Source organism: Streptomyces sp. Ru72, assembly GCF_002920635.1.
Classification (GTDB): domain Bacteria; phylum Actinomycetota; class Actinomycetes; order Streptomycetales; family Streptomycetaceae; genus Streptomyces.
In genome coordinates this window covers 53,287-76,154 of record NZ_PQSR01000028.1, presented here as the reverse complement: position 1 = coordinate 76,154, position 22,868 = coordinate 53,287, and the positions used below count along the sequence as shown (strand labels likewise).

Genomic DNA, 22,868 nt, shown 5'->3' with positions numbered 1-22,868 from the left:
GAAGGAAAGGCCGAGGACATCCTCCGCATCCTCGACCTCCGAGGCATCGACACCCCCGAAACCGCCCGCGAGCGCATCACCACCTGCACCGACCTCCACACCCTCGGCACCTGGTTCGACCGTGCACTCACGGTCACCCGCGCGGAGGAGCTGTTCGCGCAGAACTGACCCCCTTGCGGCAGCGACCGAGGGCGGTCGACGGGCGTACTGCCATGCAGGGGCGAGCGGTCCGCAGGACCCGCGTGTGACCTGGGACCGCCCGCCGCGCTGGTCCTCCTACGGCTTGGGCAGGACGCAGCCGCTCGCGCTGAGGTTCAGCTTGTTGCCGGCGCCGAAGCAGGCCGGGATCTGGTAGGTCTCCTCGGCGTAGTTGATGCCCTGGCGGACGGTGACGTTGCCGCTCGCGTCGACCTCGCACGGGTTGTTCTCCGTGCATCGCTCGCCGTCCTCGTTGCCGGTGTTGTTGACGGCGACGACCTTGCCGGTGGCGTTGTCGATGACGGGCGACCCCGAGGTGCCGCCGATCGTGTTGCAGGCGGACGTGTAGCGGACGGAGTCCTTCCAGGTCCAGCCGCCCTCCTTCAGCCGGTACACGAACCCGTCGATGTTGCAGCTGTAGATGCGCTTCCAGTAGCCGGAGACGACCTTGATGGCGGTGCCGGCGACGGGGTGGGTGTCGGCGACGGTCAGGGGGCTGATGCCGTAGGAGCTCTTGATCTGCGCGTAGGTGGTGGTGAGGCGGTAGATCGTGACGTCGGTGTCCGTCATGGTCGAGTAGACGACCTGGTTGGCGCGGAGCGTGGCGATCCTGCTGCCTGAGGCGTTCAGCAGACCGAAGGAGCGGCTGGAGGACTGGCCGGTGATGACCTCGCCGGGCTCGGGGAAGCCGGTCTCCAGGCAGTGGCCGTTGGTCAGGACGAGCGCCGGGTCGCTGTCCGCGGAGTTCGGGAAGCGGATGACGGAACCGGAGCAGTTGCTGAGCGAGACGGTACCGGCGAAGTCGACGGCCTGGATCGTGGCCGTCCTGTCCTTCGTCGTCGTCCCGGCGGCCCCGGCCGTGGCCGCTGGGGCGGCCGTGACCGTCGCCGTCCTGGCGGTCGCGGCGTCCGCGACCGCCGGCGCCGCGCCGGCTCCGGCCATGGCCAGAGCGAGGAGCGCGGCGGCGAGAGGCTTTCTCATGTGGGGGGTCCCCTCTTGAGTGAGGATGTGATGACAGGGAGGGTCGAAGGGTGTACGGCCTCCTTTTTGTCATGCGCATTCTCACTAGCGCGGTTTGCGTGAGCAAGGGGCTGTTTTCGGCCAGGCGGGGCATGCAGGACACGGACGCGACGCGCCACGACCAGGCCCGCCTGTCGCCCTAATCGTCCAGACGAGTTCTCACGCCGTGCGTCCACGCTCAGGGGTTGCACCTCACGGGTGACGGCTGCCGTTCGCGACCTTGCCAGTGCGTTCGGCGCCGAGCAGACGCGGGTTATCGGGACACAGCGATGCGCGCACCACTCCCCACATGCCAGCGCTTTCCGCAGCCGAAACCACCACCGTTCCCGGAAACCCATCCCACCCATCAGGTCGCCACCGACATTGGCCATGGAAAATTAATTTCGACTTGCAGTCGATTTAACCCCCTCAAGCATTTAGCCAACGCGAATGCGACTCCAACTTGATCAGTTAATCCAAAGGCCGCCCAGATATGACTGGGCGACAGTTAGATAATCTTTCCAATCCACCTTCCTGGTGATTCTGTGCAGCTCGAGATAAGGGCATTCCACCAGGTAAATCAAAATGTAGACATCGCCTGGATACAGTGAAAGTCACTCACCGGCACCAATAACGCCCTGGAGATTTTCGTGCGTACGCTGGACATTGATCAGTTGCTGATCGAGAACGTCATTTCGGCCGCTACGGCACCCGCATCGGAGATCTCTGCACGGGTGGCCGATCTAGGTCCAGCCACCGTCGCGGAGGTGGCCTTGGCCGAGGTGGCGGGCCGCGCCGCACTGCACGGCAGGCCTGCGATCGAGCAGGTGGGCATCCAGTTCCAACTGGCCTTCGGCTCGGCTCGACTCGACTACGTCGTCCACCTCGGCCCGGAGAAGATCGCCATCGAGGCGAGCAGCAGTGAGGATGCTCCTGTCACGATCAAACAGGATCTGGTCGATCTGCTGTATGAGACCTTCGGCCCCGCGGGCAACCATGGTGCGACGCGCGAGGTAGCGATCATGGAAACCGTCCCAGCCGTTGATCCCGCCGATCCCGTCCACCGTCGGCGTGCGGCAGCCGTGACCGCATTCCGGCAGTTGTTGGTTGCCCTGTCGGGGCGTCGCCCCAGCCTGACCGACTTGGCCCTCGCATTCGGGTCCGATAAGTGGGGTGGGCACTGGTACACCCCCTTGTACGAACGGTACTTCGAGCCCTACAGCGAGCAGCAGGTAAAGGTGCTGGAGATTGGTGTCGGCGGCTACCGTGCCGTTGACGCCGGCGGGGCGTCGCTGCGCATGTGGAAGCACTACTTCCGACGCGGGATGATCTACGGTCTCGATCTCTTCGACAAGAGCGGACTTACTGAACCCCGCCTACGCATCCTGCAGGGAGATCAGGGCGACCAGGAATTTCTAGCCACGATGGCCCGCGAACACGGGCCGTTCGACATCGTGATCGACGACGGAAGTCACTTCTGTCACCACGTCATCGCCTCGTTCAACGCGCTCTTCCCGCATGTGCGTCCCGGCGGCATGTACGTGGTCGAGGACCTGCAGACTTCCTATTGGCCGGGCTGGGGCGGAAATGTGGACCCCACGGCTTCAGGAACCTCCATGAGCATGATCAAGTCACTGCTGGACGGCTTGAACCACCAGGAACAGATGCGAGAGGGCGGCTCCGCTACCCTCACCACGGAACGGCTGGTGACTGGTGTGCACGCGCATCACAACATCGTGTTCATCGACAAGGGACTGAACACAGAGCAGGGCGCTCCGGCATGGATTCCCCGGACTGCTGAGATCCAGCGCTTGTACGACAGCGAGTAACAGACAGTTGGGACCGTCGCGCCACCAGGCCGGTGCCACCGTCCGCCGACGGCACGACCCCTACTTCGGCCCCTTGGTGGCCCCCCGTCCGCGGCCGGGCTTGCTGCCAGAGTTGCCCGGCGCGGTGGCGCCCGAGGTCCCGGCGGTAGAAACGGAGGGCGCCCCGGCGGTCGACGCGGCGGATGCGGGCCTCTCAGAGGCCGCCGTCACCGGGGCGGCGCCCTGTGAGGCGCCGGGCGTGGCGGACGCCGTGGTGCCGGCGGCCACGGAGGCGGCGCTGCGGGACGGCTCGGTGGCGCCGGAGGGGGCCGCGGTCGCCTCCGTGGGCGGCGCGGACGGTGCCGCCTTCGGCCGGGCCGACTGCCCGGCGTCCGTGGGCGCGCCGGAGGAACCGGAACCGAAACCGCCGGCGAGTGCGACGGCGACGCCCACGGCACCGAGCGCACCCACGGCCACGGCAGCGCGGCGGGGCAGGCGAGAGCGGGAGCGGGGCCGGGCGGCCTTGCGCCGTGAAGCACGGCCCTCACCGGTGACTCCGGGACCACTGACAGCGTCGAGAGCCACGGGCAGCTCGCGGGTCTCGTCGTAGGCGTTCTGCCAGCCATGGGCGGCCGCAGGATCGGCGTAACCCTCGTAGTCCGGCGCCGCTACGGCATACGGGTGATACACGTTCGGCTGATTCCGGTCGTCGCCGCCGTCCGGATGTGACCCGTCGGAGGAGAACCCGGTCACCGCGCCGTTCGCGGCGTTCGCACCGTATGCCCCGCCATTCGAGCCGTACGCGCCATCGCCGGACTGATGCTGCCATGACTGTGGGCGCATTCTAGAGGCGTGAGGGATTCATGGTGCGGTCGCGGTGACAACCGGCCGATCTCCCCCGTCTCACGTGGTGGAAAACACGCCGCGTGCGGCGTTACGCGGCCGTAAGCTCGCGGACATGCAGGTGATCCAGTCCACGAAGCTCGCCAACGTCTGCTACGAGATCCGGGGCCCGGTTCTCGAGGAGGCGATGCGGCTGGAGGCGGCGGGTCACCGCATCCTCAAGCTCAACACCGGCAATCCGGCCGCCTTCGGCTTCGACTGCCCGCCCGAGATCCTCGAGGACATCCTCCGCAACGTCTCGTCGGCACACGGCTACGGCGACGCGAAGGGCCTGCTGGCCGCGCGCCGCGCGGTCGTGATGCACAACCAGACCCTCGGCATCGAGACGGACGTCGAGCACGTCTTCATCGGCAACGGCGTCTCCGAGCTGATCGTGATGGCGATGCAGGGCCTGCTGGACGACGGCGACGAGGTACTCGTACCGGCACCGGACTACCCCCTGTGGACCGCGGCGGTGTCCCTGTCGGGCGGCACGGCGGTCCACTACCGCTGCGACGAGCAGTCGGACTGGATGCCGGACCTGGCCGACGTGGAGCGGAAGGTCACCGACCGCACCAAGGCGATCGTCATCATCAACCCGAACAACCCGACGGGCGCGGTGTACGACGAGACGGTCATCCGGGGCCTGACGGACATCGCCCGCCGCCACAACCTGCTCGTCTGCTCCGACGAGATCTACGACAAGATCCTCTACGACGGCGCGCTGCACACCCCCACCGCCGCGGTGGCCCCGGACCTGCTGACCCTCACCTTCAACGGCATGTCGAAGGCGTACCGGGTGGCCGGCTACCGGGTGGGCTGGATGTCGATCTCGGGCCCCCGGGCCCACGCGGAGTCGTACATCGAGGGCCTGACGATCCTGGCGAACATGCGTCTGTGCGCGAACATGCCGGGCCAGCACGGCGTGGTGGCGGCACTCAGCGGCCGCCAGACGATCAACGACCTGGTACTGCCGGGCGGACGGCTCAAGGAGCAGCGGGACGCGGCGTACGACCTGCTGACCCGGATCCCGGGCGTGACGTGCGTGAAGCCCAAGGGCGCGCTGTACCTCTTCCCCCGCCTCGACCCGAAGGTCTTCAAGATCAAGGACGACCGGCGGATGGTCCTGGACCTGCTGCGCCGCGAAAAGATCATGGTCGTCCAGGGCACAGGCTTCAACTGGACCGAGCCGGACCACTTCCGGGTGGTGACCCTGCCGACGGTGGCGGACCTGACGTCTGCGATCACCCGGATCGGAAACTTCCTGGACGGCTACAGCCAGCCGTGATGCTCGCACTGGCTCACGCGGCGTGAGCGCCGACCACATTCCGAGATTCAGCCAACTTTAGACGAGTTCTAAGCTAAGATGGCTTCCTGCCAGAGGTCAGGAGGCCGTCCCATGTACGAACCGATCCGCACCAAGTCGGTCCACACGATGGCCGACACCGCTGACGCCGACTTCCCGCACCGTTCACGCGAGGAGGAGCTGGACATCCAGCTCGCGGGCCATCTGGCGGCACTTCTCACAGTGACGGACGAACTGCGCGCCCTGGCCCCCTCCGCCGACCTGGACACGGCCGCGCAGCGGCTCGCCGGCCAGGTGACGCGGTTGCGCGGCGGCGTGACACCCGTACGCGCGACGACCGCCGCACGCGGCTCGGAACCGCGCATCACAGCACTGCACCGCCGCGCCCACGCGCTGGCGGGCCGCGCCCTGGTGGTGGCCGCGTCCCGCGCGGACACGGCGGCGGCGATCCTGTCGGCGGAGCGCATGGACGCGCACAGCGCCGCACTGGCCGACCCCCGCGAACCGATCACCACGGGCTGACCCCAGAGCCGCACAACGGCTCCCCCGACGGCCCCGGTCCGCGTGGACACCCAGAGACGCGCGGACCGGGCGCCATGACAGTCCGTCCGCTGCCTAGCGTCTACGCCTGGTCGTTGCCGCTTTGGGAAGTTTGCGACGGGCGGCTCGACTGGAGGGGACGCCCAGCACCTGAAGTCGCTGGGCGGCGAACTCCCGGTTGGCAAGCGTCTGCTCGCGTTGCGCCTCTGGCAGATCGCTCATGGCAAGGAGCCGGTCGCATGCCTGCAGGGAGCCTGGCCAGTCCCCCACCCAGTAGGCGGTGATCGAGAACTCGAACAGCAGCCCCCACCGATACACCCAGGGACTGACGAAGAGCAGGTCGTTCGGAACGGGCCGGTTCAGACCGGCACAAGCGAAGACATGTGCGGCCCGGTACCGGCCCATGACACGAAGCCGTGAGCACAGCTCGTAACAGGCCTCCAGGCGCTGGGGCCGCGTCTCCCAAGCCCCCACGAGTGCATCCATGGCGCCCGGCCAGTCGCCCGTCTCAGCCTTGAGAACACCCACCTGGAGCTGCGAGTAGTACACCTCTTCCAGCCAGCCGCCCATCTCGGCGCGACGCTGGTACAGCTTGATGGCCTCTTCGGCCCTGCCCATGTCGCGCATGGTCTGGGCCAGGTAGAAGACAGTGCGGGTGTCGTCCGGGTTGCGCTCGAGTTCGGCGCTCAGCAGACGTTCGTCGCGCTCGAACTTGTCGTGACGCGATCCACCGTCGGCGTGGTCCACGATGACCAGGGCGTCGAGGTTCTCCTGATCCGCCGCTTCGTCGGTGGTGATGTATTCGTGAGTGACACCTTCGTAGCGCCACGCGATGTCGCCCCTGACCAATCGCTTGATGCGGTATTCGAGGCTGCCTTCGTGCCGCAGCATGTAGGAGTCGGCGGTCAGTCTCGGCAAAGCACCGTCCTGCCGGATCTCCAAGTCGGCGTCGAGCAGGAGCAGATAGTCGGCCTTTCCACGCGCATGAGCGATGTTCAAGCTCCGGTTGTGCCCGAAGTTGACCCACGGTTCCTCGTGAAGCTCACCCGGGATGCCGCTGAGTGTTTTACGGATCAGCTCCTGCGTGCCGTCCGTGGACCCGGTGTCGGAGATCACCCAGGTGGTGATGAGCTCACGGACCGACGAGAGGCAGCGCTCGATGACGCCGGACTCGTTCTTCACGATCATGCAGAGGCAAATGGACGGTTTCACATCATCACCGTTCGCTGTGTGACTGTGCGGGTCCCCCTGTCGACGACTGTCAGCTCTTGTGCCTGAGCAGGACGAACCCCTCCTCGGCGGCTACCGTGCGATACCCATTGGCACGCTGGCGGTCCAGTGACCACTGCTCCTGAAGGGGATTCAGCGGCCATTTCCGATCCAGCGGCACCCGGGTGTCCACGATGATCCATTCAGGGTTCGGCCGGCTGTCGCTCCAGCCGTACATGCTGACGCTCGTGCGGTTGGTGAGCTGGGGCACCAGTTGGTTGGACGCCTGGACCGTGGCACCGTCGGGGATGCGGTCCATCAAACGGTGTGCGACAGCGACGCGCGGATCGGTCCGCCAGGTCGCCCGCTGGACCAGCTGCCACAGCGGAAAGCTCGGGAGGATCATGAGAGTGATCGCGGTTGAGCCCGCGAGGTAACGACGCACATTGGCCCGGCTCAGCCGCAGCCGGGCCAAGGCGTCGATGAAGGCCGCGAAGACGATCGGCATCAGCACAAGCGAGTACTGGTGGCCTGTGTCCCAGTGGGAGGAGTTGCCGGAGGCGAAACGCCAGAGCAGCGTCGGCAGGACGACCCAGAGCAGCGGGGACCGCAAGGCCAGGAACAAAGTCGGAGCCAGCAGGAACAGCAGGGTTGAGACCTTCGTCTGAGGCGTGAGGAGACCGACCGTGAACTTGTAGAGCAGGGCGAGCGGGCCTCCCATGCCGCCTGAGGAACCGGTCAACCAGAACGTGTAGGCATAGTCCCCTTGGGGATTGAAGGACGGCAGGATCACCAACATCGCCAACATGGTCCCGCCGAGGCCTACCGCGGCTGTGAGGATTCCGAGCCTACGCTCGCCGCGCAGGGCGATGAGGACACCGATCACGGCCACCGTGAGCCCGAGGTCTTCCTTCACCAGCAGCATGGGCATGGCCCAGTACACCGCCGCGTACAGCCGGTCGTTCGCGAGAGCCGTCAGCGAACAGGCCAGCAGGGGAACGGCGAAGGCCCACTCATGGAAGTCGAAGCCCACCGCGCTCGCGATACCCCAGGAGAGGCCGTAACAGACGCCGATGACCGCGGCGGCGACGCCGCCCAGTGTCCGGCGGGCCCAGCACACGAGGGGTACGACACTGACGGCGATCAGTCCGGCTTGAACCACCAGCAGAACAATCGGTGACGGCCAGAGCCGGTAGAAAGGCGCCATCAGGGCCAGGATGGGGTGGAAATGGTCCCCCAGTACGGGGAAACCCGGTCCCTTGATTTCGGAGACGGGCAGGTGCCCGTGGGCGTAGGAGCGGACGGCCTGTTCGAAGATGCCGAGGTCAAAGGCGTTGGAGAGCATCCGCAGATGGATACGGACGGACAACGTCGTATAGACCGAGAACAGCGCTGCCGACAGGACCCAGACCCACCACGGGATTTCTGATCGCATCCCTCGAGTCGGCTCCGCTGTCGCCTTTTTTCCGGAGGCGGACTGTTGTGGTGGGAGCGTGACGCTGTCGGTGGTGGGCGCTTGCATGAGGGATTCCTTCCACAGCGGAGGCTGAGGACCCTCAAGATGCCAGCGCACGTGAGGACATGGCACGGAGCCACCTCCTGCGCGGACGGATTCCACCGAATGGCCGCATGAAGAGCGCAAGCCTCATGGCAAATCAGTAACGCTGCGCAAGTAAGTGCGCGCACACATCAAGGCGCCGACAAGTCGAATCGTTCTCGTATGGCGCGCGGGCCTTCATCCGATCGGACCGTTCATACTCGGCCGATGTGCTGATCGTGCCGTGCGCCTTTCCGCAGGAATGCCCGGTCAGCCAAATCATGCCGATGAGGCACGAATGCGCCTCTGGAGGGTCACTCCACTCGGTTCCCCAAGGAGCGATACATGAGTCCTGAGACCAGGACCCCATCATCCGGCCTGGGCCCGCTGCCGCGGCAGGGCAGAAGGCTCGCGGGCGGCGCGATGGCGACGCTCGCCCTCGTGATGCTGGGCTTTGCCACGCCCGCGCTGGCGGGTACTCAGACGGCCAAGGGCCCGGCCGGCGTGCGCGCGGTCGGCGGCGACGACGACTGCAGGGAGGGCAGGAAGGACCGTATTCTCCCCGACGACCACGGGGGCGAGTGCAAGGAAAAGGAGAAGGAAAAGGAGAAGGGCAGGACCGGTCCCACCGGTCCCACCGGACCCGCCGGCCCCACGGGCCCGACCGGACCCGCCGGTGCCGCCGGGCAGTGCGTCCCTGACATCGACTCCGACCAGCGAGGCGCCGACTACGAGCTCAAGGCCTTGCTGGACCCCGCCGGCAACCCCTTCGGAGCCGTCAGGCAATTCAACCCGCCCGCAGTTGCACAGCCCTTCATCTGGACACCGCTCACCAGGGCCGGCTTCCCGCCCAACCCCTGTGGCATCACGGTCACAAACCAGGTGTCCGCCGCGAGCGGCGGGGAAGAGGCCCACTTCCAGGTCGTGGACGCAGCCGGGACCGTCTACACACTGGACTGCAACGTGATCAACAGCTCGGGCCGATTCGTGCTCTTCTGCGGTAACGCGACTTGGCAACTGGCCGTCAGCCAGCCGTGACCTACCCTCCATCGGCCTGACGCTGAGCCAAGTGAACCCGTAGGCCGTCGAGAAAGGCTGTCCAAGAGCCACACGCTGTTCTGACCTCGACGGGACCCGCTGAAGTGTGCCGTGCTCGAAATCATCCGGGCACGGCACACGCTCATGTCAAGCCGAGATACGCAGACACCATACGAAAACAGGCATCACACGCGTGTAGCCCGCCGAGTCCTCGAAGATCGGGGGCACATGTGCGATGACGGGTCGGCACGACGTAGTCGAGGCCATGAGCGGCCGCCCATCGATCAGCGATCTCGCTACTCCCGGGCGGGCGGCCGACCGGAGCAACGGTACGAAGCGTACGGCCGCTGAAGCAGATCCGGGCGGTCACGTGCGTGAAGCCGGATGCGGCACGCCGAGCGGCTCGTAGAGCAGGGGGGCTCTGCTGTGAGGCTGGCTGCCACCGCTACATGCGATGTGACTACGGCCGGCGATGAACCCCCGTGTCCGCCGCACTGCACCGGCGCGCCCAAGCCCGGCTCGAAAGCACCCTGACAGTGGCATCGAGCGCGGACGCGCCGGTGGCGCTCGTCCACGGAAGACATGGTCGAGCGCAACGCCGCACTGGCGTACAGCACGGCCCTGGCTTTGACCGACGGTGGCTCACACCATTTCTGGCCCCACCAACACTCGCGAGCCAAGCTTGCGTTGTGCGGCCACGAGGTTTCGGGACACACGATCGCGCTCCTGGGCAGGCAACTTGCCATCACGGAGCAACCGTTCAGAGCACTCCACCGACTCCCGGTACTTTCCGACCCAGAAGGCGATCACCGCCAGCTCGTCGAGCGCCTGCCAGTCGTACCAGCTGTACTCGACGAACAGGTTGTCGCTGGGACGCGGGATCAGTGCCGCCTGCTGCGCAGACTCGTATGCCACGTCCCAGCGGAAACCGTTGAGGCGACACAGCTGCGCGAGAGACCCGAGGGCTTCCGCGCGTGAGGGGCGGCTGTCGTGCGCCTGCTGAAATCGGTCCATGACCTCGGTCAGCGGCCGCTGCAGCATCCCCGCCAGCCGCGCGGCATAAAGGCGCGAGCAGAAGACCTCCTGGTCCCAGCCCCCCATGGTCGCTCGCCGGTCATAGGCTTCAAGTGCCTTCTCGTACTCACCGGCATCTCGCCAGCTCTGGGCGAGGTAGAAGACGTAACGGGAGTTCTCCGGCTCCTTGAGTAGAGCCTGCCGAAGCGTCTCCGCGTCTCGCAGGTATTTTTCCTGCACGCTTTGGTTCCTTTGGCGTCCCCCGCGCCGACGATGCGCATGTGGATCCCCTGGAGAGTCCCGAGCGTGAGCGGCGGGTCGCAGTAGAGGTACTCGTGCAGGACGCCGATGTAACGCCAGGGGAGCCGCGTTGCGGCCAGGGTGGGCCGCCAGTGGATGACCGGCCCATGGTGCACGGCGATGCTGTACCCGTCATGGGTCAGCTCCGGCATGCGAAAGCCGGGCTCCACCTCCATCACATCATCGGCATCCATGAAGAGCAGGTAGTCCCCGCTGGAACGGGCCAGTTCGATCGCCTCCGTGCGACTCCCGTCAAACCCCTTCCACGACCGCTCGTACAACACACCAGGCACATCGCTGTAAACCTCGCGAATGACGTCCTGGGTGCCATCACTGGAGCCCGTATCCACGATGACCCACGTGTCGATCAAGGAGCGCACAGATTCGAGACAACGCCGGATCACCGGGGCCTCATCCTTGACGATCATGTTCAGACAGATCGTTTGCTTCACAAGGGACCATCCCACTCAAGGGTTCCAACTGACCGGCACCTGAAGGCAACCAGCCGTTTCCTCCCACCCAACCAGGGCAGAACCAGAAAGCATTGCGAGGCGCAAAGCTCAGTTCACACCATTTCAGGTCCTACTAGCACTCTCGATCCAAGCTTGCGTTGTGCGGCCTCAAGGTTTCGGGACACGCGGTCGCGCTCCTGGGCAGGCAACTTGTCACCGTGCAACAACTGTTCGCAGCATCGCTTCGACTCCGAGTACTCGCCGACCCGATAGGCGGACACCGCCAACTCGTCGAGCGCCCGCCAGTCGTACCAGCTGTACTCGACGAAATGGGCTTCGATGGGACGTGGAAGAAGCGCTGCCTGCCGCGCAAACTTGTAAGCGTCCCAGCGCCGGCCGTTGACTCGGCACAGGCGCGCGAGCTCGCCGAGGGCTTCGGCGCGTGAGGGGCGGATCTGGTGTGCGCGATAAAAGCGGGCCATGACATCGGTCAGCGGCCGCTGAAGGAGCTCCGCCAGCCGTGCGCCGTAGAGGCAAGCCCAGAAGAGCTCCTGGTCCCAGCCCCCCATGGTCGCTCGTCGGTCATAGGCTTCAAGTGCCTTCTCCGGCTCACCGGCGGCGTCCCAGCTCTGGCCGAGGTAGAAGACGTAACGGTAGTTGCCCGGCTCCTTGACCAGAGCCTGCTGAAGCATCTCCGCATCACGCCGGTACTTTTCCTGCACGCTTTCTTTCCCTTGGCGTCCCCCGCCGCCCACGATGCGCATGTGGATCCCCTGGAGAGCCCCGAGCGTAAACGGCGAGTCGCAGTAGAGGTACTCATGTAGAACATCCATGTAACGCCAGGGGAGCCGCGTTGCGGCCAGGGTGGGCCGCCAGTGGATGACCGGCCCATGGTGCACGGCGATGCTGTACCCGTCATGGGTCAGCTCCGGCATGCGAAAGCCGGGCTCCACCTCCATCACATCATCGGCATCCATGAAGAGCAGGTAGTCCCCGCTGGAACGGGCCAGTTCGATCGCCTCCGTGCGACTCCCGTCAAACCCCTTCCACGACCGCTCGTACAACACACCAGGCACATCGCTGTACACCTCGCGAATGACGTCCTGGGTGCCATCACTGGAGCCCGTATCCACGATGACCCACGTGTCGATCAAGGAGCGCACAGATTCGAGACAACGCCGGATCACCGGGGCCTCATCCTTGACGATCATGTTCAGACAGATCGTTTGCTTCACAGGGGACCACCCCACTCAGGGTTCCAACTGACCGGTACGTCAAGGTATCCAGTCGCTTATGGCGATACAAAGAGGCAGGACCGCGCAACAACTACGAGCGCCTGAACGGCCGCCGAGTCGGCTTATCAGCGGACGATTTGACGAGCAGCAAACCCAATCGCTACCGCAAGGTTCACAACGGAGGGCATCGGTTTTATCCAACCGGTGCTGGACCGACTGCATTTGGGTGATATGGAGCCCAAAATCGCCTGCCGAATGGCGACTTCTTCTTGGAGCCTCGTAACGTCGCCGGAAAAGACCATGGTTCCGACTCCGGTAGCGTCGGCACCCGCCGCGGCCCGTTCTGTGCGGACCACGCAAAGATCAGCCACATCCATCCGACCCCACCATTCCACGAGATGTGACCCAGTGAAACGTAGGACATTGTGGACAGGGCTCGCCGGCTTCGCCGCGGCGGCCGTGGTTGCCACCGGTGCGACCCTATGGGTCATTCGACCCGAGTCCGCCACGCCCACGGAATCCAAGGCCGCGTCAGCGTCCCGGGTCCAGGAGGCGAACCGACTTTTGCAGGATGCCCTTGTGCAACAGCAGCACCGGGATTTCCAGGGTGCTACCCGCACCTACCGGCATGTGCTGGAACTGGACCCCGCCAACAAGTTCGCCTGGTACCAATTGGGCATCATCGCGCAAGCGAACGGCAACACATCCTATGCGCGTGCGGCTTACGACAAGGCTCTGAAGATCGATCCATCCTTCATGTCGGCCCTCTTCAGTGAGGCCATGATGCTGAAGTCGAGCGACCCCGACCGGTCCATGCGACTTCTGCAACGTGCCGCTGCCACCGCGCCGAAGGCTGCCTCGCTCCACATGCAGCTCGGGCTCCTCCTTGCTGAGAAGAATCGCAACGACGAGGCCAAGGATGCGTTCCGTCGCGCTGTCGCAGCCGATCCCGCGCTCCTTTCTCAGGTACCGGAGCGGTTCCGGAATGCCGTAAGCCCCTCACCGACATCGAGCCACGCAGGGAGCAGCAGATGACGTCGACCTCGACCCCCAGGTTCTCCGTCTTCACGCCCAGCCACATGCCTCGTTTCCTCGACGAGTGCCTGGCGGCCCTGCAGGCGCAGACCTGTCCCGACTGGGAGTGGATCGTCCTGCTCAACAACGGTGCCCGTTGGCGTCCGGAGCGCCCCGACGAGCGGGTCCGCGTGGAGATCGCGGACGACATCCACGGTGTCGGAGCAGCGAAGCGCAGAGCCTGCGAACTGGCGCGCGGCGAGATCCTCGTGGAACTGGACCACGACGATCTTCTGGCGAAAGCGTGCCTGGCGGAGCTCGGTAAGGCCTTCGACGAGCATCCCGATGCCGTGCTCGTCTACAGCAACACGGCGCAGATCACGGAGGACGGAGGGCGGGACGACACCCGTTTCAACGAGGCGCACGGCTGGCAGTACGAGGAGGTACGCGTCGACGGCCGCAACCTGCTTCAGGTCAGGTCCATGGCTCCGACGCCGCACAACGTCTCCTACATCTGGTACGCCCCCAACCACGTACGGGCGTTCCGCAAGGAGAGCTACGAGAAGGCCGGCGGCTACGACGCCACTCGCACCGTCCTCGACGACCAGGACCTGATGTGCCGTCTGTTCCACGTCGGCGACTTCCACCACATCCCTCGCTGTCTTTACCTGCAGCGGGTGCACCCGGGGTGCACGCAGCGAGACCCGGACATCAACGCATTCATCCAGCGAGAGACGGTGGCCCTGTACGACAAGTACATCGAGGCCAACGCCCTCGCCTGGACCCTTCGGCGGGGACTGCTGGCGTTGAACCTCGGCCCGGGCCACCGCAAGCCGCCCGGGTACGTGGGTGTGGACCAGCATCCGGGAGAAGGCATCGACATCGTCGCGAGCCTGCCCGGGAAGCTGGACCTGCCCGACAACTCCGTGGGCCTGATGCGGGCGGTGGAGTTCCTGGAGCGCGTTCCCGCGAAGGTGCCGCTGATCAACGAGCTGTACCGGCTGCTGGCACCCGGCGGCATGCTCCTCACCATGACGCCCAGCTCCGACGGCCGCGGCGCCTACCAGAACCCGACGTATGTCGCCTACTACAACGAGAATTCGTTCTGGTACTACACGGACAACCAGTACCGGGCCTTCGTGCCCGAGATCGAGGCCAAGTTCCAGAAGTCGCGGCTGGTCACCTACTTCCCGACCGAGTGGCACGCTGAGAACGACATCTCCTACGTGGTCGCCAACCTCATCGCGATGAAAGAGGGTGCCGACCGGTGCGGCGGACTGCTGCTGGTCTAGGAACGTGAAGAGACAGGAGGCGCCTCGCAGAGCTGTCAGGCTCTACGAGGCGCCTCCTGTGTTCAGTCGCTCTCCGTCCTTCGCGCCGTGGCGGCCAGATCGGCGAAGGGAGGCGTCTTCAGGGCCGCCGTCAGTTGGTCGTCCCATGTCGGGAGAGGAGCAAGCCCAGCACGGACCCAGGTGCCGTGACCGAGGACCCCGAACGCCGGGCGGGGGGCCGGACGCGGGAACTTGTCCGAGCGCACCGGGCGGATACGCTCGGAATCGAGGCCACTGAGGCGGAAGATCTCACGTGCCAGGCCGCACCATGTGGTGTGTCCGGCGGACGTGCCGTGGTAGATGCCTGCCGGCGCTCGCCCGGTCAGCGCGGCACGGCCGAGGGCTGCCAGTTGCCGGGCGAGCGCGCGGGACCAGGTGGGCTGGCCGTGCTGGTCCGCCACCACGTCGATCGTCTCTCGTCGGGCGGCGAGTTCGAGCATGGTGGCGACGAAGTTGGGGCCGTGTGCTCCGTAGAGCCAGGCGGTGCGGACGATGTATCCAGTGCACGGCAGGAGCTCGACAACTGCCCGCTCCCCCGCCAGTTTGCTTCTCCCGTACGCGTTGACGGGCCCCGTCGAGGCGTCTTCGGCATACGGTCGGCGGGCGTCACCGGGGAACACGTAGTCGGTGGAGATGTGCAGCAGGACAGCGCCGCTCTCCGCGCACGCATGCGCAAGGTGACGCACGCCTGTGCCGTTCACGGCTGTGGCCGCCGCCTCGGAACGCTCGGCGCCGTCGACGTCCGTCCAGGCGGCGCAGTTGACGATGACATCGTGACCGGTGACAGCACGGAACGCGGCTGTCGGGTCGGTGATGTCGAGCTGGTCACGGCTCAGTCCCGTCACGATGGCGTCCGGATCCGCGGCGAGCTCGGCCAGCATGTCCTGGCCCAGGAGCCCGCGCGCCCCGGTCACCAGCCAGCTCGTCGTCACCGCAGCCGGGCCCTCTTCTTGAGCGGCTCCCACCAGGAGCGGTGTGCGCGGTACCAGTCGACCGTGGCGGCCAGGCCTTCCTCGAAGTCCACCTGCGGGGCGTAGCCGAGCTGCTCGCGGATCTTGCTGTCGTCGATTGAGTAGCGCAGGTCGTGGCCTTTGCGGTCGGCCACGTACTGGACCCGGTCCCAACCGGCTCCGACCGCGTCCAGCAGCAGCCCGGTGAGCTTGTGGTTGCTCAGCTCCGTCCCGCCGCCGATGTGATAGACCTCCCCGGCCGTGCCGCCGTGCAGGACCAGGTCGATGCCCCGGCAGTGATCGGAGACGTGCACCCAGTCGCGGATGTTGCGGCCGTCCCCGTACAGGGGAACCGTCTTCCCGTCGATCAGGTTGGTGATGAAGAGCGGGATGACCTTTTCGGGGAACTGGTACGGCCCGTAGTTGTTGGAGCACCGGGTGACCACGACGTCGAGGCCGTGGGTCCGGTGGTAGGCGAGCGCCAGCAGGTCGGAGCCGGCCTTGGACGCGGAGTAGGGGGAGTTCGGCGCCACCGCGGACCCCTCTGTCCACGACCCTTCGGCGATCGAGCCGTACACCTCGTCGGTGGACACGTGGATGAAGCGTCCGACGCCGTGCCGGAGGGCGGCGTCCAAGAGCACCTGCGTGCCCAGCACGTTGGTGCGTACAAAGGGGCCGGCCCCTTCGATCGATCGGTCCACGTGCGACTCGGCGGCGAAGTGAACCACAACGTCCTGGCCTGCCATGGCCTGGTCGACCACGTCCGGTTCGCAGATGTCGCCCCTGAAGAAGATGTAGCCCGGGTGTTCCGCCACAGGCGCCAGATTGGCCACGACCCCCGAGTAGGTGAGTTTGTCGAGGACAGTGATCCGTGCGGTCGGATCCGAGGTAAGTCGTTGGCGGACGTATTCAGAGCCGATGAATCCAGCACCGCCGGTCACAAGGATGCGCATAGTTCTCCGAGTTCTTCTCGCCACGCTTGTGTGGCCGATCCGAGGCTTCCTCGCCGAGCACCCGGTGGAATTCTATTTTCTTCTCGATGCCTGGTGGGGCCACGACCCTATGCCCCGTCGGAGCCCCTACCCGACGCTTTCCCGCCAAGGCACGGAGAGCATGCGGACGGTGCCCGCGAGGCTGAAGCCCCCGGGCACCGTCAAGCATTCCCAGGTGAAGCGGAGAGGACGTTCCGCACCGCCGCTCACATGGGAGTCACGGAGCAGGGACGCAGATCGCGAAGACGGTGGCCGTGGCGCCGCTTGCGCCACCCGCGAAAGCGTTGAAGACAGACGGCACAGTGCCGGTGACGACCGGCTCAGATTCGATGAGGACCCCCAGGGCGTCAGCTCCGGTAGTGGCCGGGGTGACTCCGCCGCCCGTAGTCACGAACCCGGGCGGGCACACGGCCGTCGCCACGGTACCGAGGGCGCTGACGGTGGACACAACCGTCAGGGCGCTAAACCCACCCGTGCCACCCTGCGCACCCTGCGCACCCTGCGCACCCTGCGCACCCTGAGGGCCCTGAGGGCCCTGAGGGCCCCGGGGCCCCTGAGCGCCCTGGTGCCCCTTCTCGCCCCTCTCACCCTTCGGGCCCCGGTCACCCTTCGGACCATGATCGCCACCGAATTCGGCACTCACCGCGCCGTTCGGGCCGGGCACGGCGGCAGCGCCGTCGCCGCCGGACCTGTGGATCGCATCGGCGATGGCCACGGTGTTCGGCACGACCTGGAGCGCTACGGAAAGCGCGCCCGCCGTCACCATCGTGGCGGTTTTCACGCGTGCAATTCGGATCGTTCTACGGCTCACCAGAGAACCTTCCTCACGAACTTGGAGGGATCGGACCGCAAGCGCGCACTCGGTGTGCTTCATTCGCATGCGTGTCACGTCGCCTTCCGCTACGGACAGAGCCATTCTTCGCTCATCCGCGATTGAATGATTACGATTCAGGGCGTGTCCTCGACCGGAGATCACCCAAGCGGCCTCTCCACCCAGTGGTCCGAGGTTCTGGAACCTGCAATTGCCCACTTCGGCTGGGCCCGGCTCCGGCATAGTTCTGCAGTGGCCACGCGGTTCATCCGGGCAATCTGGGGGCCGCGTCCACCGGACGGTAGTGCCCTCAATTCGGCTCGGCTAAAGGGACCGGCGATGGTCATCCCGACCGAACACGACAGCTACTGGCCTCGTAGGAGGCCGGGTACAAGACGTGTCGCGCCGTCAGAGTCAGGGATGGGCGTCCGTTCGGCACTGCCCTGCCCGGCCGTCAGACCCCTATCTCTCAGCCGCAAGCTGACCCCTCCGGGAAGCCCCCAGTTTCCGACCCAAGGCTGGACGCTCATTGGACCGGTCGGTCGGCGGCGGAGAAGCCCAAGCATTTATGCGCTGGGACTGGTTGAGGTGCACTGAACTTCGCCGAGGGATCTGCACCTGATCCCACAGGCCAAGCTCACCCCGGATCGCCTCGTCACTGGCGATGAGGCGCGACCACACCCATGGTCAAGGCCTTGTCGAAGCCAGCGGGCGCCGCGCTGCTCACCAGGCTTCTGCGATACTCACTGCACTCCTCGATTGAAGGCAGCAAACCCTGCCGCTCTGCTTCCTCCAGCGTGGGTGCCGCGGCGTCCTTGTCGGAAAGGTGCGGTGCAAGGTCCTCGGGCCAGGCGATGGCCAACGCCGGGTCCAACGGGTTGATCCCGTACTCACGCTGCGGCGCGTAGCCCTTCGAACACAGGTAGACAACAGTGGAGTTGTCCTCCAGGGCCATGAAGGCATGGCCCAGTCCTTCCGAGAGGTAGACGCTGCAGTGCGTGGTGTCGTCCAGGCGCACCGCCTCCCATTTCCCGAACGTGGGGGAGCCGGTGCGGATGTCGACCACCACGTCCAGGACGGCGCCACTCACGCAGGTCACGTACTTGGCCTGGCCCGGCGGGACAGACGCAAAGTGGATGCCGCGAAGAGTGCCGCGAACCGAGCGGGAGCAGTTGGCCTGCTCGAGCCGGAGTCCCTGGCCAACGGAATCGTGGAACCTGTCACGCTTGAACCACTCATGGAATCGGCCCCTGCTGTCCGTGAATACCTTGGGCGTGTCCACCCAAGCCCCTTCGATACCCAATGGCCTCACGTGACTGATTCCTTCCACACAGCGCTCTATTTGCTGTTTACGACGACCCAACGACTACGTCAGGCTCTTCGAGACATCCTCCGCAGAGCGTGCCGGATGCATTACCGAAACCGGCGGTCTGTCATCGCCGGGAAGCGCAGCGAGTGCGGAACGGAGGATGTCCGTCGCGCAACGGGAGCGCATGATCGACTGCCCTACATCCGCTCGAGCACGACGCTCATCGTCATGGTTGACGTAGTACCTGCAGAGATCAGCGATTTCAGCGTACTCACCGAAGATCATCCCGGGAGCGAACGGGGCCTCCTCATCGGGGTTGCTGCCGCGCTCGGATACAACGAACCTGCCGTTGGCCAGAAGGTAGGACACCCTGACGATCTCGAAGACCCTCGCTTGGTGGAAGTGGAGGTTCAGCACGATCTTCGCTCTGGCGATCAGCTCGTCACGCTCTTCGCCATACACGCCGAACCTAGCCACGGCGTTCAGGCCGGTCGAACTGAGCTGCCGGATCAATTCGAGGCGACGCTCGTTCAATGAGCCGACGAGCAGAACATCGATGTCCTCCTGGACCGCCGGCTTGATCCGTTCCAGCTCCGGAACATGACCGATCGGGACGTGGTAGGTGCCATCCACACCCATACGCTGCAGTTCGAGGATATTACGAGCACTATAATCCCAAACTGTGTATTTTCTGAACAGACTTAGCAGGTCGTCACCGACCCACGGCGAGCCTCTGTACACTTGTTCAAGGTTATACAGAATTGAATCTTCCGGAATGTCGACAGGGTATCCCGGGAGCAAGTTGCATCCAAAGATGATGTGCCTGCGCCGAGGCAGCCGGGGTTCACGTGTCAGCACGCTGTCATGACCGAGGCGCAGGAGGGCGAAGTGTACGGTCTCAGCGACCTCCCTGAACGCCTCCGAATGCTGGTACCCGGGCGGCTGAATGACGGTGACGGCAAAACGCATGTACTGTGCCTCCAATGGCTTCGGTTGAGTCGTGGCCGCAAGTTTCGTCACAAGATCTTCCGGCCCTGGGCGCAATAGCGCTCGCCGTCAGAGCTGACGGCCCGGCCCCGTTCGCAACAGCTCCTCGCGGCGCGGTCCACTGCCCCGCTGAGGCATGACGAGATATCGCGAGTCGGTTTCTTCCAGCAGCCCCAGCAAATACCGCCCGTACCCGCTCTTGAGCAGCGGCTGCGCCAATTCCCGGAGTTGGTCGTCATCGATCAGTCCGGCTCGCCAGGCCGCCTCCTCGATGCAGCCGACCTTGAGCCCCTGGCGCTCCTCGATCACGCGGACGAACTCCGACGCCTGAACCATGGAGGTGAAGGTTCCGGTGTCCAGCCACGCGGTGCCCCGGTCGAGCCGGGTCACATTCAGGGCACCGGCCTCCAGGTAGACGCGGTTGAGGTCGGTGATCTCCAACTCGCCCCTGGAACTCGGTCGCAGGCCACGGGCGATGTCGACGACGCTGTTGTCGTAGAAGTACAACCCGGGGACCGCGTACCGGGACCTGGGCCGGACCGGCTTCTCCTCGATGGACAGCGCCTGGCCGAGCTCGTCGAATTCCACCACGCCATAGGCCGAGGGATTGGCGACCTGGTAGGCAAACACCCTGCCGCCCTTCAGATCGTCGTGGCGCGCCAAGTTGGTACCGAGCCCGCTTCCATGGAAGATGTTGTCGCCCAGGATCAAGGCGACCGACTCACTCTTGATGAAGTCGGCTCCCAGGATGAAGGCTTGGGCGATTCCCTCCGGGCGCTTCTGCGCCATGTACTCCAGCCGTAGCCCCAGTTGGCTTCCGTCGCCGAGCAACCGGCGGAACTGCTCCTGATCCTCGGCGGTGGTGACGATCAGAATTTCCTGGATTCCGGCCATCACCAGTGTGGAAAGTGGGTAATAAACCATGGGCTTGTCGAACACCGGCAGCAGTTGCTTCGACACCGAACGGGTCAACGGCCACAGCCGCGAGCCGGTTCCCCCGGCCAACAGGATTCCGCGCATGGCAGCACCATAGGCGGATCGTCGGTGAGGGCCGCATTTTCACACTCCTCGCGGCGTGTGCAGAGTCGGCATGCGGCCATTCGGTTGATTCTCACCACACGGGAGTTTAAGCGTGGTTCGAAGGCCACGACGTGCTGGCATGTTGATGGCCGCCAGAATCGTTCCCTGAAGGGCTCTCGATGCAAGCACCACCCACCAAGAGCGCGACAGTCCCTGCGCAGCAGTCATCTTTCGGCGAAGAGGCAGTGGCCGGGTCACCGCACAAAGGCCGTGTCGTCGGCACATGGTGGATCTGGGCCATGGCCGGCGCACTGTTCGTGATGTACGCGGCTGTCTCGCTGCGCCTTCATCAACGGATGCTCACGAGCAGTTACGATCTTGGAATCTTCGAACAGGTCGTTCGCTCCTATGCAGAGGGGCACTTGCCGGTCTCTGAAATCAAGGGGCAAGACTTTCCCGTCTTGGGCGATCATTTCTCCCCCATCCTGGTGCTCGTGGCGCCTTTCTACTGGATGTGGCGAGGAGCGGAAACGCTTCTCATCCTGCAGGCCGCGCTCCTCGCGCTGAGCGTGGTGCCGCTGACACTCTGGGCGCGTCGAACGCTGGGCACCACGGCCGGGGCGGTGATCGGTGCCTGCTACGGGCTCTCTTGGGGCATCGCGAGTGGGGTCGGCTACGACTTCCACGAAGTGGCCTTCGCAGTTCCTCTCCTGGCGCTCTCGCTGACTGCCCTCGCGAACGACCGACTGATCGTAGCGGCGTGCTGGGCCCTGCCCTTGGTACTCGTGAAGGAGGATCTCGGACTCACGCTTGCCGTCATCGGTGTCCTCATCGCCCGGCGCGGCAACCGCAGGCTGGGTATGTTCGCGGTCGCGGCCGGCCTCGCCGGGACCGCGTTGGCGCTTTTCGTGGTCCTGCCCGCCTTCAACCCAACTGGGTCCTTCGCCTATTGGTCCCTGGTGCAGGATTCATCCGGAGCGTCTGAAATCCCGCCTGGTGGTGCGGGCAGTCTGCTGGATCTGTTCCACCGGGGCACTATCGGTCTCCTCACCCCCGAGACCAAGGTGACGACTTTCGCGCTCCTGCTGGCTCCCACCGTGTTCCTGGCGCTGCGGTCCCCCTTGCTGGCGATCGGCCTTCCAACCTTGATGTGGCGATTCGCGTCGAACAACGCCCTGCACTGGGGGACTCTCTACCACTACTCGCTCGTCCTGATGCCGATCGTCTTCGCGGCCTTCATCGACGCCCTGGTGCGGCGCGGGACAAGCGGACGCAGTCTGCACCGATACCTCATGGCCTCCGCCGCGATCACCTTCATGGTCCTTCCGAACTTCCCTCTGTTCCAGTTGGTCCAGCCGGAGACCTGGCGAACCGATCCTCGTGTCGCCACCGCGCATCGCTTGATGAACGTGATCCCCGATGGAGCCACGGTTCAGGTCTCCGACCATCTGGTACCCCAGCTCACCAACCGTACGAGTGTCAGTCTCTATGGCGCCGAGAGCAGCCGGCCCAACCCTCAGTGGATCATGGTGGACACATGGGTACCCGCGGGCGCGAGAGGCTGGCTCGGCGCGCCGCTGAGCATCGAAGCGGAACAGCAGAACTTGGCCAAGGACCTGCGTGAGTGCGAGCTGGTGGCGCGGCAGGACGGGTTCGTGCTGCTACACCGACGGGGATGACACTCACTGTTGCGGGTGTTGACCGCCGTCACCGGGCAATCGGTGGAACTTGGAAAGCCTTGCTGCAGCTGTGGGCGATCCGCGGAGGGTGACAGACCCAGCCGTTTACGGGTCGTCTGAGTGGGATCGCCACCGGTGAGCAAGCGGTGGAACGGGACCGACAACGGGCCGGGGCCCGCACCGTACGCCGTCGTACGGTGCGGGCCCCGGCCCGTTGGAACGCGGTGCTGTCACCGCGGCCGGTCCTGGTGACGTCG

The 22,868-nt window shown here is 65.4% G+C and carries 19 protein-coding genes and 1 pseudogene; 8 read left to right on the top strand and 12 right to left on the bottom strand.

All coding sequences use genetic code 11. The features are described from left to right. Window positions 1-276: 276 nt before the first annotated feature. On the bottom strand, window positions 277-1,179 hold the full coding sequence (locus C3488_RS16115; RefSeq protein WP_103840114.1) for a serine protease: 903 nt from the start codon (window positions 1,177-1,179) through the stop codon (window positions 277-279). A gap of 668 nt (window positions 1,180-1,847) precedes the next feature. On the opposite strand from C3488_RS16115, the gene C3488_RS16110 reads away from it, so the two are divergent. Continuing rightward, the gene (locus C3488_RS16110; protein WP_219822317.1) at window positions 1,848-3,026 is read left to right on the top strand and encodes a class I SAM-dependent methyltransferase; all 1,179 of its coding nucleotides are present in this window, start codon (window positions 1,848-1,850) and stop codon (window positions 3,024-3,026) included. 60 nt (window positions 3,027-3,086) lie between these two features. On the opposite strand, the gene C3488_RS40535 is transcribed toward C3488_RS16110, so the two are convergent. Beyond that, window positions 3,087-3,695, bottom strand: a complete 609-nt coding sequence (locus C3488_RS40535; protein WP_181139044.1) for a hypothetical protein — start codon at window positions 3,693-3,695, stop codon at window positions 3,087-3,089. Window positions 3,696-3,963: 268 nt separating this feature from the next. On the opposite strand from C3488_RS40535, the gene C3488_RS16100 reads away from it, so the two are divergent. Both C3488_RS16100 and C3488_RS16095 read left to right on the top strand, forming a co-directional pair. After that, window positions 3,964-5,175 (top strand): pyridoxal phosphate-dependent aminotransferase, encoded by a 1,212-nt coding sequence (locus tag C3488_RS16100; protein WP_103840112.1) that lies wholly within the window; start codon window positions 3,964-3,966, stop codon window positions 5,173-5,175. 111 nt (window positions 5,176-5,286) lie between these two features. Next, on the top strand, window positions 5,287-5,715 hold the full coding sequence (locus tag C3488_RS16095) for a hypothetical protein (protein ID WP_103840111.1): 429 nt from the start codon (window positions 5,287-5,289) through the stop codon (window positions 5,713-5,715). 93 nt (window positions 5,716-5,808) lie between these two features. Here the strand turns inward: C3488_RS16095 and C3488_RS16090 are convergent, their stop codons facing one another. Together C3488_RS16090 and C3488_RS16085 are read right to left on the bottom strand one after the other, a co-directional pair. Beyond that, window positions 5,809-6,921, bottom strand: a complete 1,113-nt coding sequence (locus tag C3488_RS16090) for a glycosyltransferase (protein WP_103840110.1) — start codon at window positions 6,919-6,921, stop codon at window positions 5,809-5,811. Window positions 6,922-6,994: 73 nt separating this feature from the next. After that, complete coding sequence (locus C3488_RS16085) at window positions 6,995-8,464, bottom strand: DUF2079 domain-containing protein (protein WP_103840109.1); 1,470 nt, start codon at window positions 8,462-8,464, stop codon at window positions 6,995-6,997. 360 nt (window positions 8,465-8,824) lie between these two features. Between C3488_RS16085 and C3488_RS42380 the strand changes: the two genes are divergently transcribed. Beyond that, a complete protein-coding gene (locus C3488_RS42380) occupies window positions 8,825-9,517 on the top strand; it encodes a hypothetical protein (protein ID WP_146067874.1) in 693 nt (230 codons plus the stop codon). 642 nt (window positions 9,518-10,159) lie between these two features. Here the strand turns inward: C3488_RS42380 and C3488_RS16070 are convergent. The 3 genes and pseudogenes from C3488_RS16070 to C3488_RS16060 all read right to left on the bottom strand — a co-directional run bounded on the left by C3488_RS16070 (window position 10,160) and on the right by C3488_RS16060 (window position 12,518). Beyond that, window positions 10,160-10,771, bottom strand: a complete 612-nt coding sequence (locus tag C3488_RS16070) for a hypothetical protein (RefSeq protein WP_258053447.1) — start codon at window positions 10,769-10,771, stop codon at window positions 10,160-10,162. 242 nt (window positions 10,772-11,013) lie between these two features. Continuing rightward, window positions 11,014-11,259 (bottom strand): annotated as a pseudogene (locus C3488_RS42580) (glycosyltransferase); the annotation flags it as partial. Between the two features lie 137 nt (window positions 11,260-11,396). Continuing rightward, window positions 11,397-12,518, bottom strand: coding sequence for a glycosyltransferase (locus tag C3488_RS16060; RefSeq protein ID WP_146067872.1), 1,122 nt, complete (start codon window positions 12,516-12,518; stop codon window positions 11,397-11,399). A 579-nt stretch (window positions 12,519-13,097) separates the two neighbouring features. Here C3488_RS16060 and C3488_RS40530 point away from each other — a divergent pair. Both C3488_RS40530 and C3488_RS16050 read left to right on the top strand, forming a co-directional pair. Further along, a complete protein-coding gene (locus C3488_RS40530; protein ID WP_181139043.1) occupies window positions 13,098-13,553 on the top strand; it encodes a tetratricopeptide repeat protein in 456 nt (151 codons plus the stop codon). After that, on the top strand, window positions 13,550-14,824 hold the full coding sequence (locus tag C3488_RS16050) for a glycosyltransferase (RefSeq protein WP_103840102.1): 1,275 nt from the start codon (window positions 13,550-13,552) through the stop codon (window positions 14,822-14,824). The genes C3488_RS40530 and C3488_RS16050 overlap by 4 nt, the downstream gene beginning before the upstream one ends. 62 nt (window positions 14,825-14,886) lie before the next feature. On the opposite strand, the gene rfbD is transcribed toward C3488_RS16050, so the two are convergent. Together rfbD and rfbB are read right to left on the bottom strand one after the other, a co-directional pair. Further along, window positions 14,887-15,795 carry a dTDP-4-dehydrorhamnose reductase gene (gene rfbD, locus C3488_RS16045; RefSeq protein ID WP_219822316.1) on the bottom strand — a complete coding sequence of 303 codons (909 nt, stop codon included), beginning with the start codon at window positions 15,793-15,795 and terminating at the stop codon, window positions 14,887-14,889. Continuing rightward, on the bottom strand, window positions 15,792-16,766 hold the full coding sequence (gene rfbB, locus C3488_RS16040; RefSeq protein ID WP_103840101.1) for a dTDP-glucose 4,6-dehydratase: 975 nt from the start codon (window positions 16,764-16,766) through the stop codon (window positions 15,792-15,794). Before rfbB ends, rfbD begins: the two co-directional genes overlap by 4 nt. A 655-nt stretch (window positions 16,767-17,421) precedes the next feature. Here rfbB and C3488_RS41070 point away from each other — a divergent pair. Continuing rightward, window positions 17,422-17,742, top strand: a complete 321-nt coding sequence (locus C3488_RS41070) for a hypothetical protein (protein WP_219822315.1) — start codon at window positions 17,422-17,424, stop codon at window positions 17,740-17,742. A gap of 529 nt (window positions 17,743-18,271) precedes the next feature. Here C3488_RS41070 and C3488_RS16030 read toward each other — a convergent pair. From C3488_RS16030 to rfbA, 3 genes are all read right to left on the bottom strand, one after another. Further along, on the bottom strand, window positions 18,272-18,928 hold the full coding sequence (locus C3488_RS16030) for a dTDP-4-dehydrorhamnose 3,5-epimerase family protein (RefSeq protein ID WP_103840100.1): 657 nt from the start codon (window positions 18,926-18,928) through the stop codon (window positions 18,272-18,274). A gap of 54 nt (window positions 18,929-18,982) precedes the next feature. Further along, window positions 18,983-19,894 (bottom strand): glycosyltransferase, encoded by a 912-nt coding sequence (locus C3488_RS16025; RefSeq protein WP_181139042.1) that lies wholly within the window; start codon window positions 19,892-19,894, stop codon window positions 18,983-18,985. A gap of 87 nt (window positions 19,895-19,981) precedes the next feature. Further along, the gene (gene rfbA / locus C3488_RS16020) at window positions 19,982-20,932 is read right to left on the bottom strand and encodes a glucose-1-phosphate thymidylyltransferase RfbA (protein ID WP_103840099.1); all 951 of its coding nucleotides are present in this window, start codon (window positions 20,930-20,932) and stop codon (window positions 19,982-19,984) included. Window positions 20,933-21,231: 299 nt separating this feature from the next. On the opposite strand from rfbA, the gene C3488_RS16015 reads away from it, so the two are divergent. After that, window positions 21,232-22,611 (top strand): DUF2079 domain-containing protein, encoded by a 1,380-nt coding sequence (locus C3488_RS16015; protein WP_258053446.1) that lies wholly within the window; start codon window positions 21,232-21,234, stop codon window positions 22,609-22,611. Window positions 22,612-22,868 lie beyond the last annotated feature (257 nt).

Bases quoted from the DNA above. Each gene is read 5' to 3' on its own strand.
- C3488_RS16090 (WP_103840110.1), bottom strand. From the start codon at position 6,921: ATGATCGTGAAGAACGAGTCCGGCGTCATCGAGCGCTGCCTCTCGTCG.
- C3488_RS16115 (WP_103840114.1), bottom strand. From the start codon at position 1,179: ATGAGAAAGCCTCTCGCCGCCGCGCTCCTCGCTCTGGCCATGGCCGGA.
- C3488_RS42380 (WP_146067874.1), top strand. From the start codon at position 8,825: ATGAGTCCTGAGACCAGGACCCCATCATCCGGCCTGGGCCCGCTGCCG.
- C3488_RS41070 (WP_219822315.1), top strand. From the start codon at position 17,422: ATGATCGCCACCGAATTCGGCACTCACCGCGCCGTTCGGGCCGGGCAC.
- rfbB (WP_103840101.1), bottom strand. From the start codon at position 16,766: ATGCGCATCCTTGTGACCGGCGGTGCTGGATTCATCGGCTCTGAATAC.
- C3488_RS16050 (WP_103840102.1), top strand. From the start codon at position 13,550: ATGACGTCGACCTCGACCCCCAGGTTCTCCGTCTTCACGCCCAGCCAC.
- C3488_RS16025 (WP_181139042.1), bottom strand. From the start codon at position 19,894: ATGCGTTTTGCCGTCACCGTCATTCAGCCGCCCGGGTACCAGCATTCG.
- C3488_RS16015 (WP_258053446.1), top strand. From the start codon at position 21,232: ATGGCCGGCGCACTGTTCGTGATGTACGCGGCTGTCTCGCTGCGCCTT.
- C3488_RS16095 (WP_103840111.1), top strand. From the start codon at position 5,287: ATGTACGAACCGATCCGCACCAAGTCGGTCCACACGATGGCCGACACC.
- C3488_RS16100 (WP_103840112.1), top strand. From the start codon at position 3,964: ATGCAGGTGATCCAGTCCACGAAGCTCGCCAACGTCTGCTACGAGATC.
- rfbA (WP_103840099.1), bottom strand. From the start codon at position 20,932: ATGCGCGGAATCCTGTTGGCCGGGGGAACCGGCTCGCGGCTGTGGCCG.
- C3488_RS16085 (WP_103840109.1), bottom strand. From the start codon at position 8,464: ATGCAAGCGCCCACCACCGACAGCGTCACGCTCCCACCACAACAGTCC.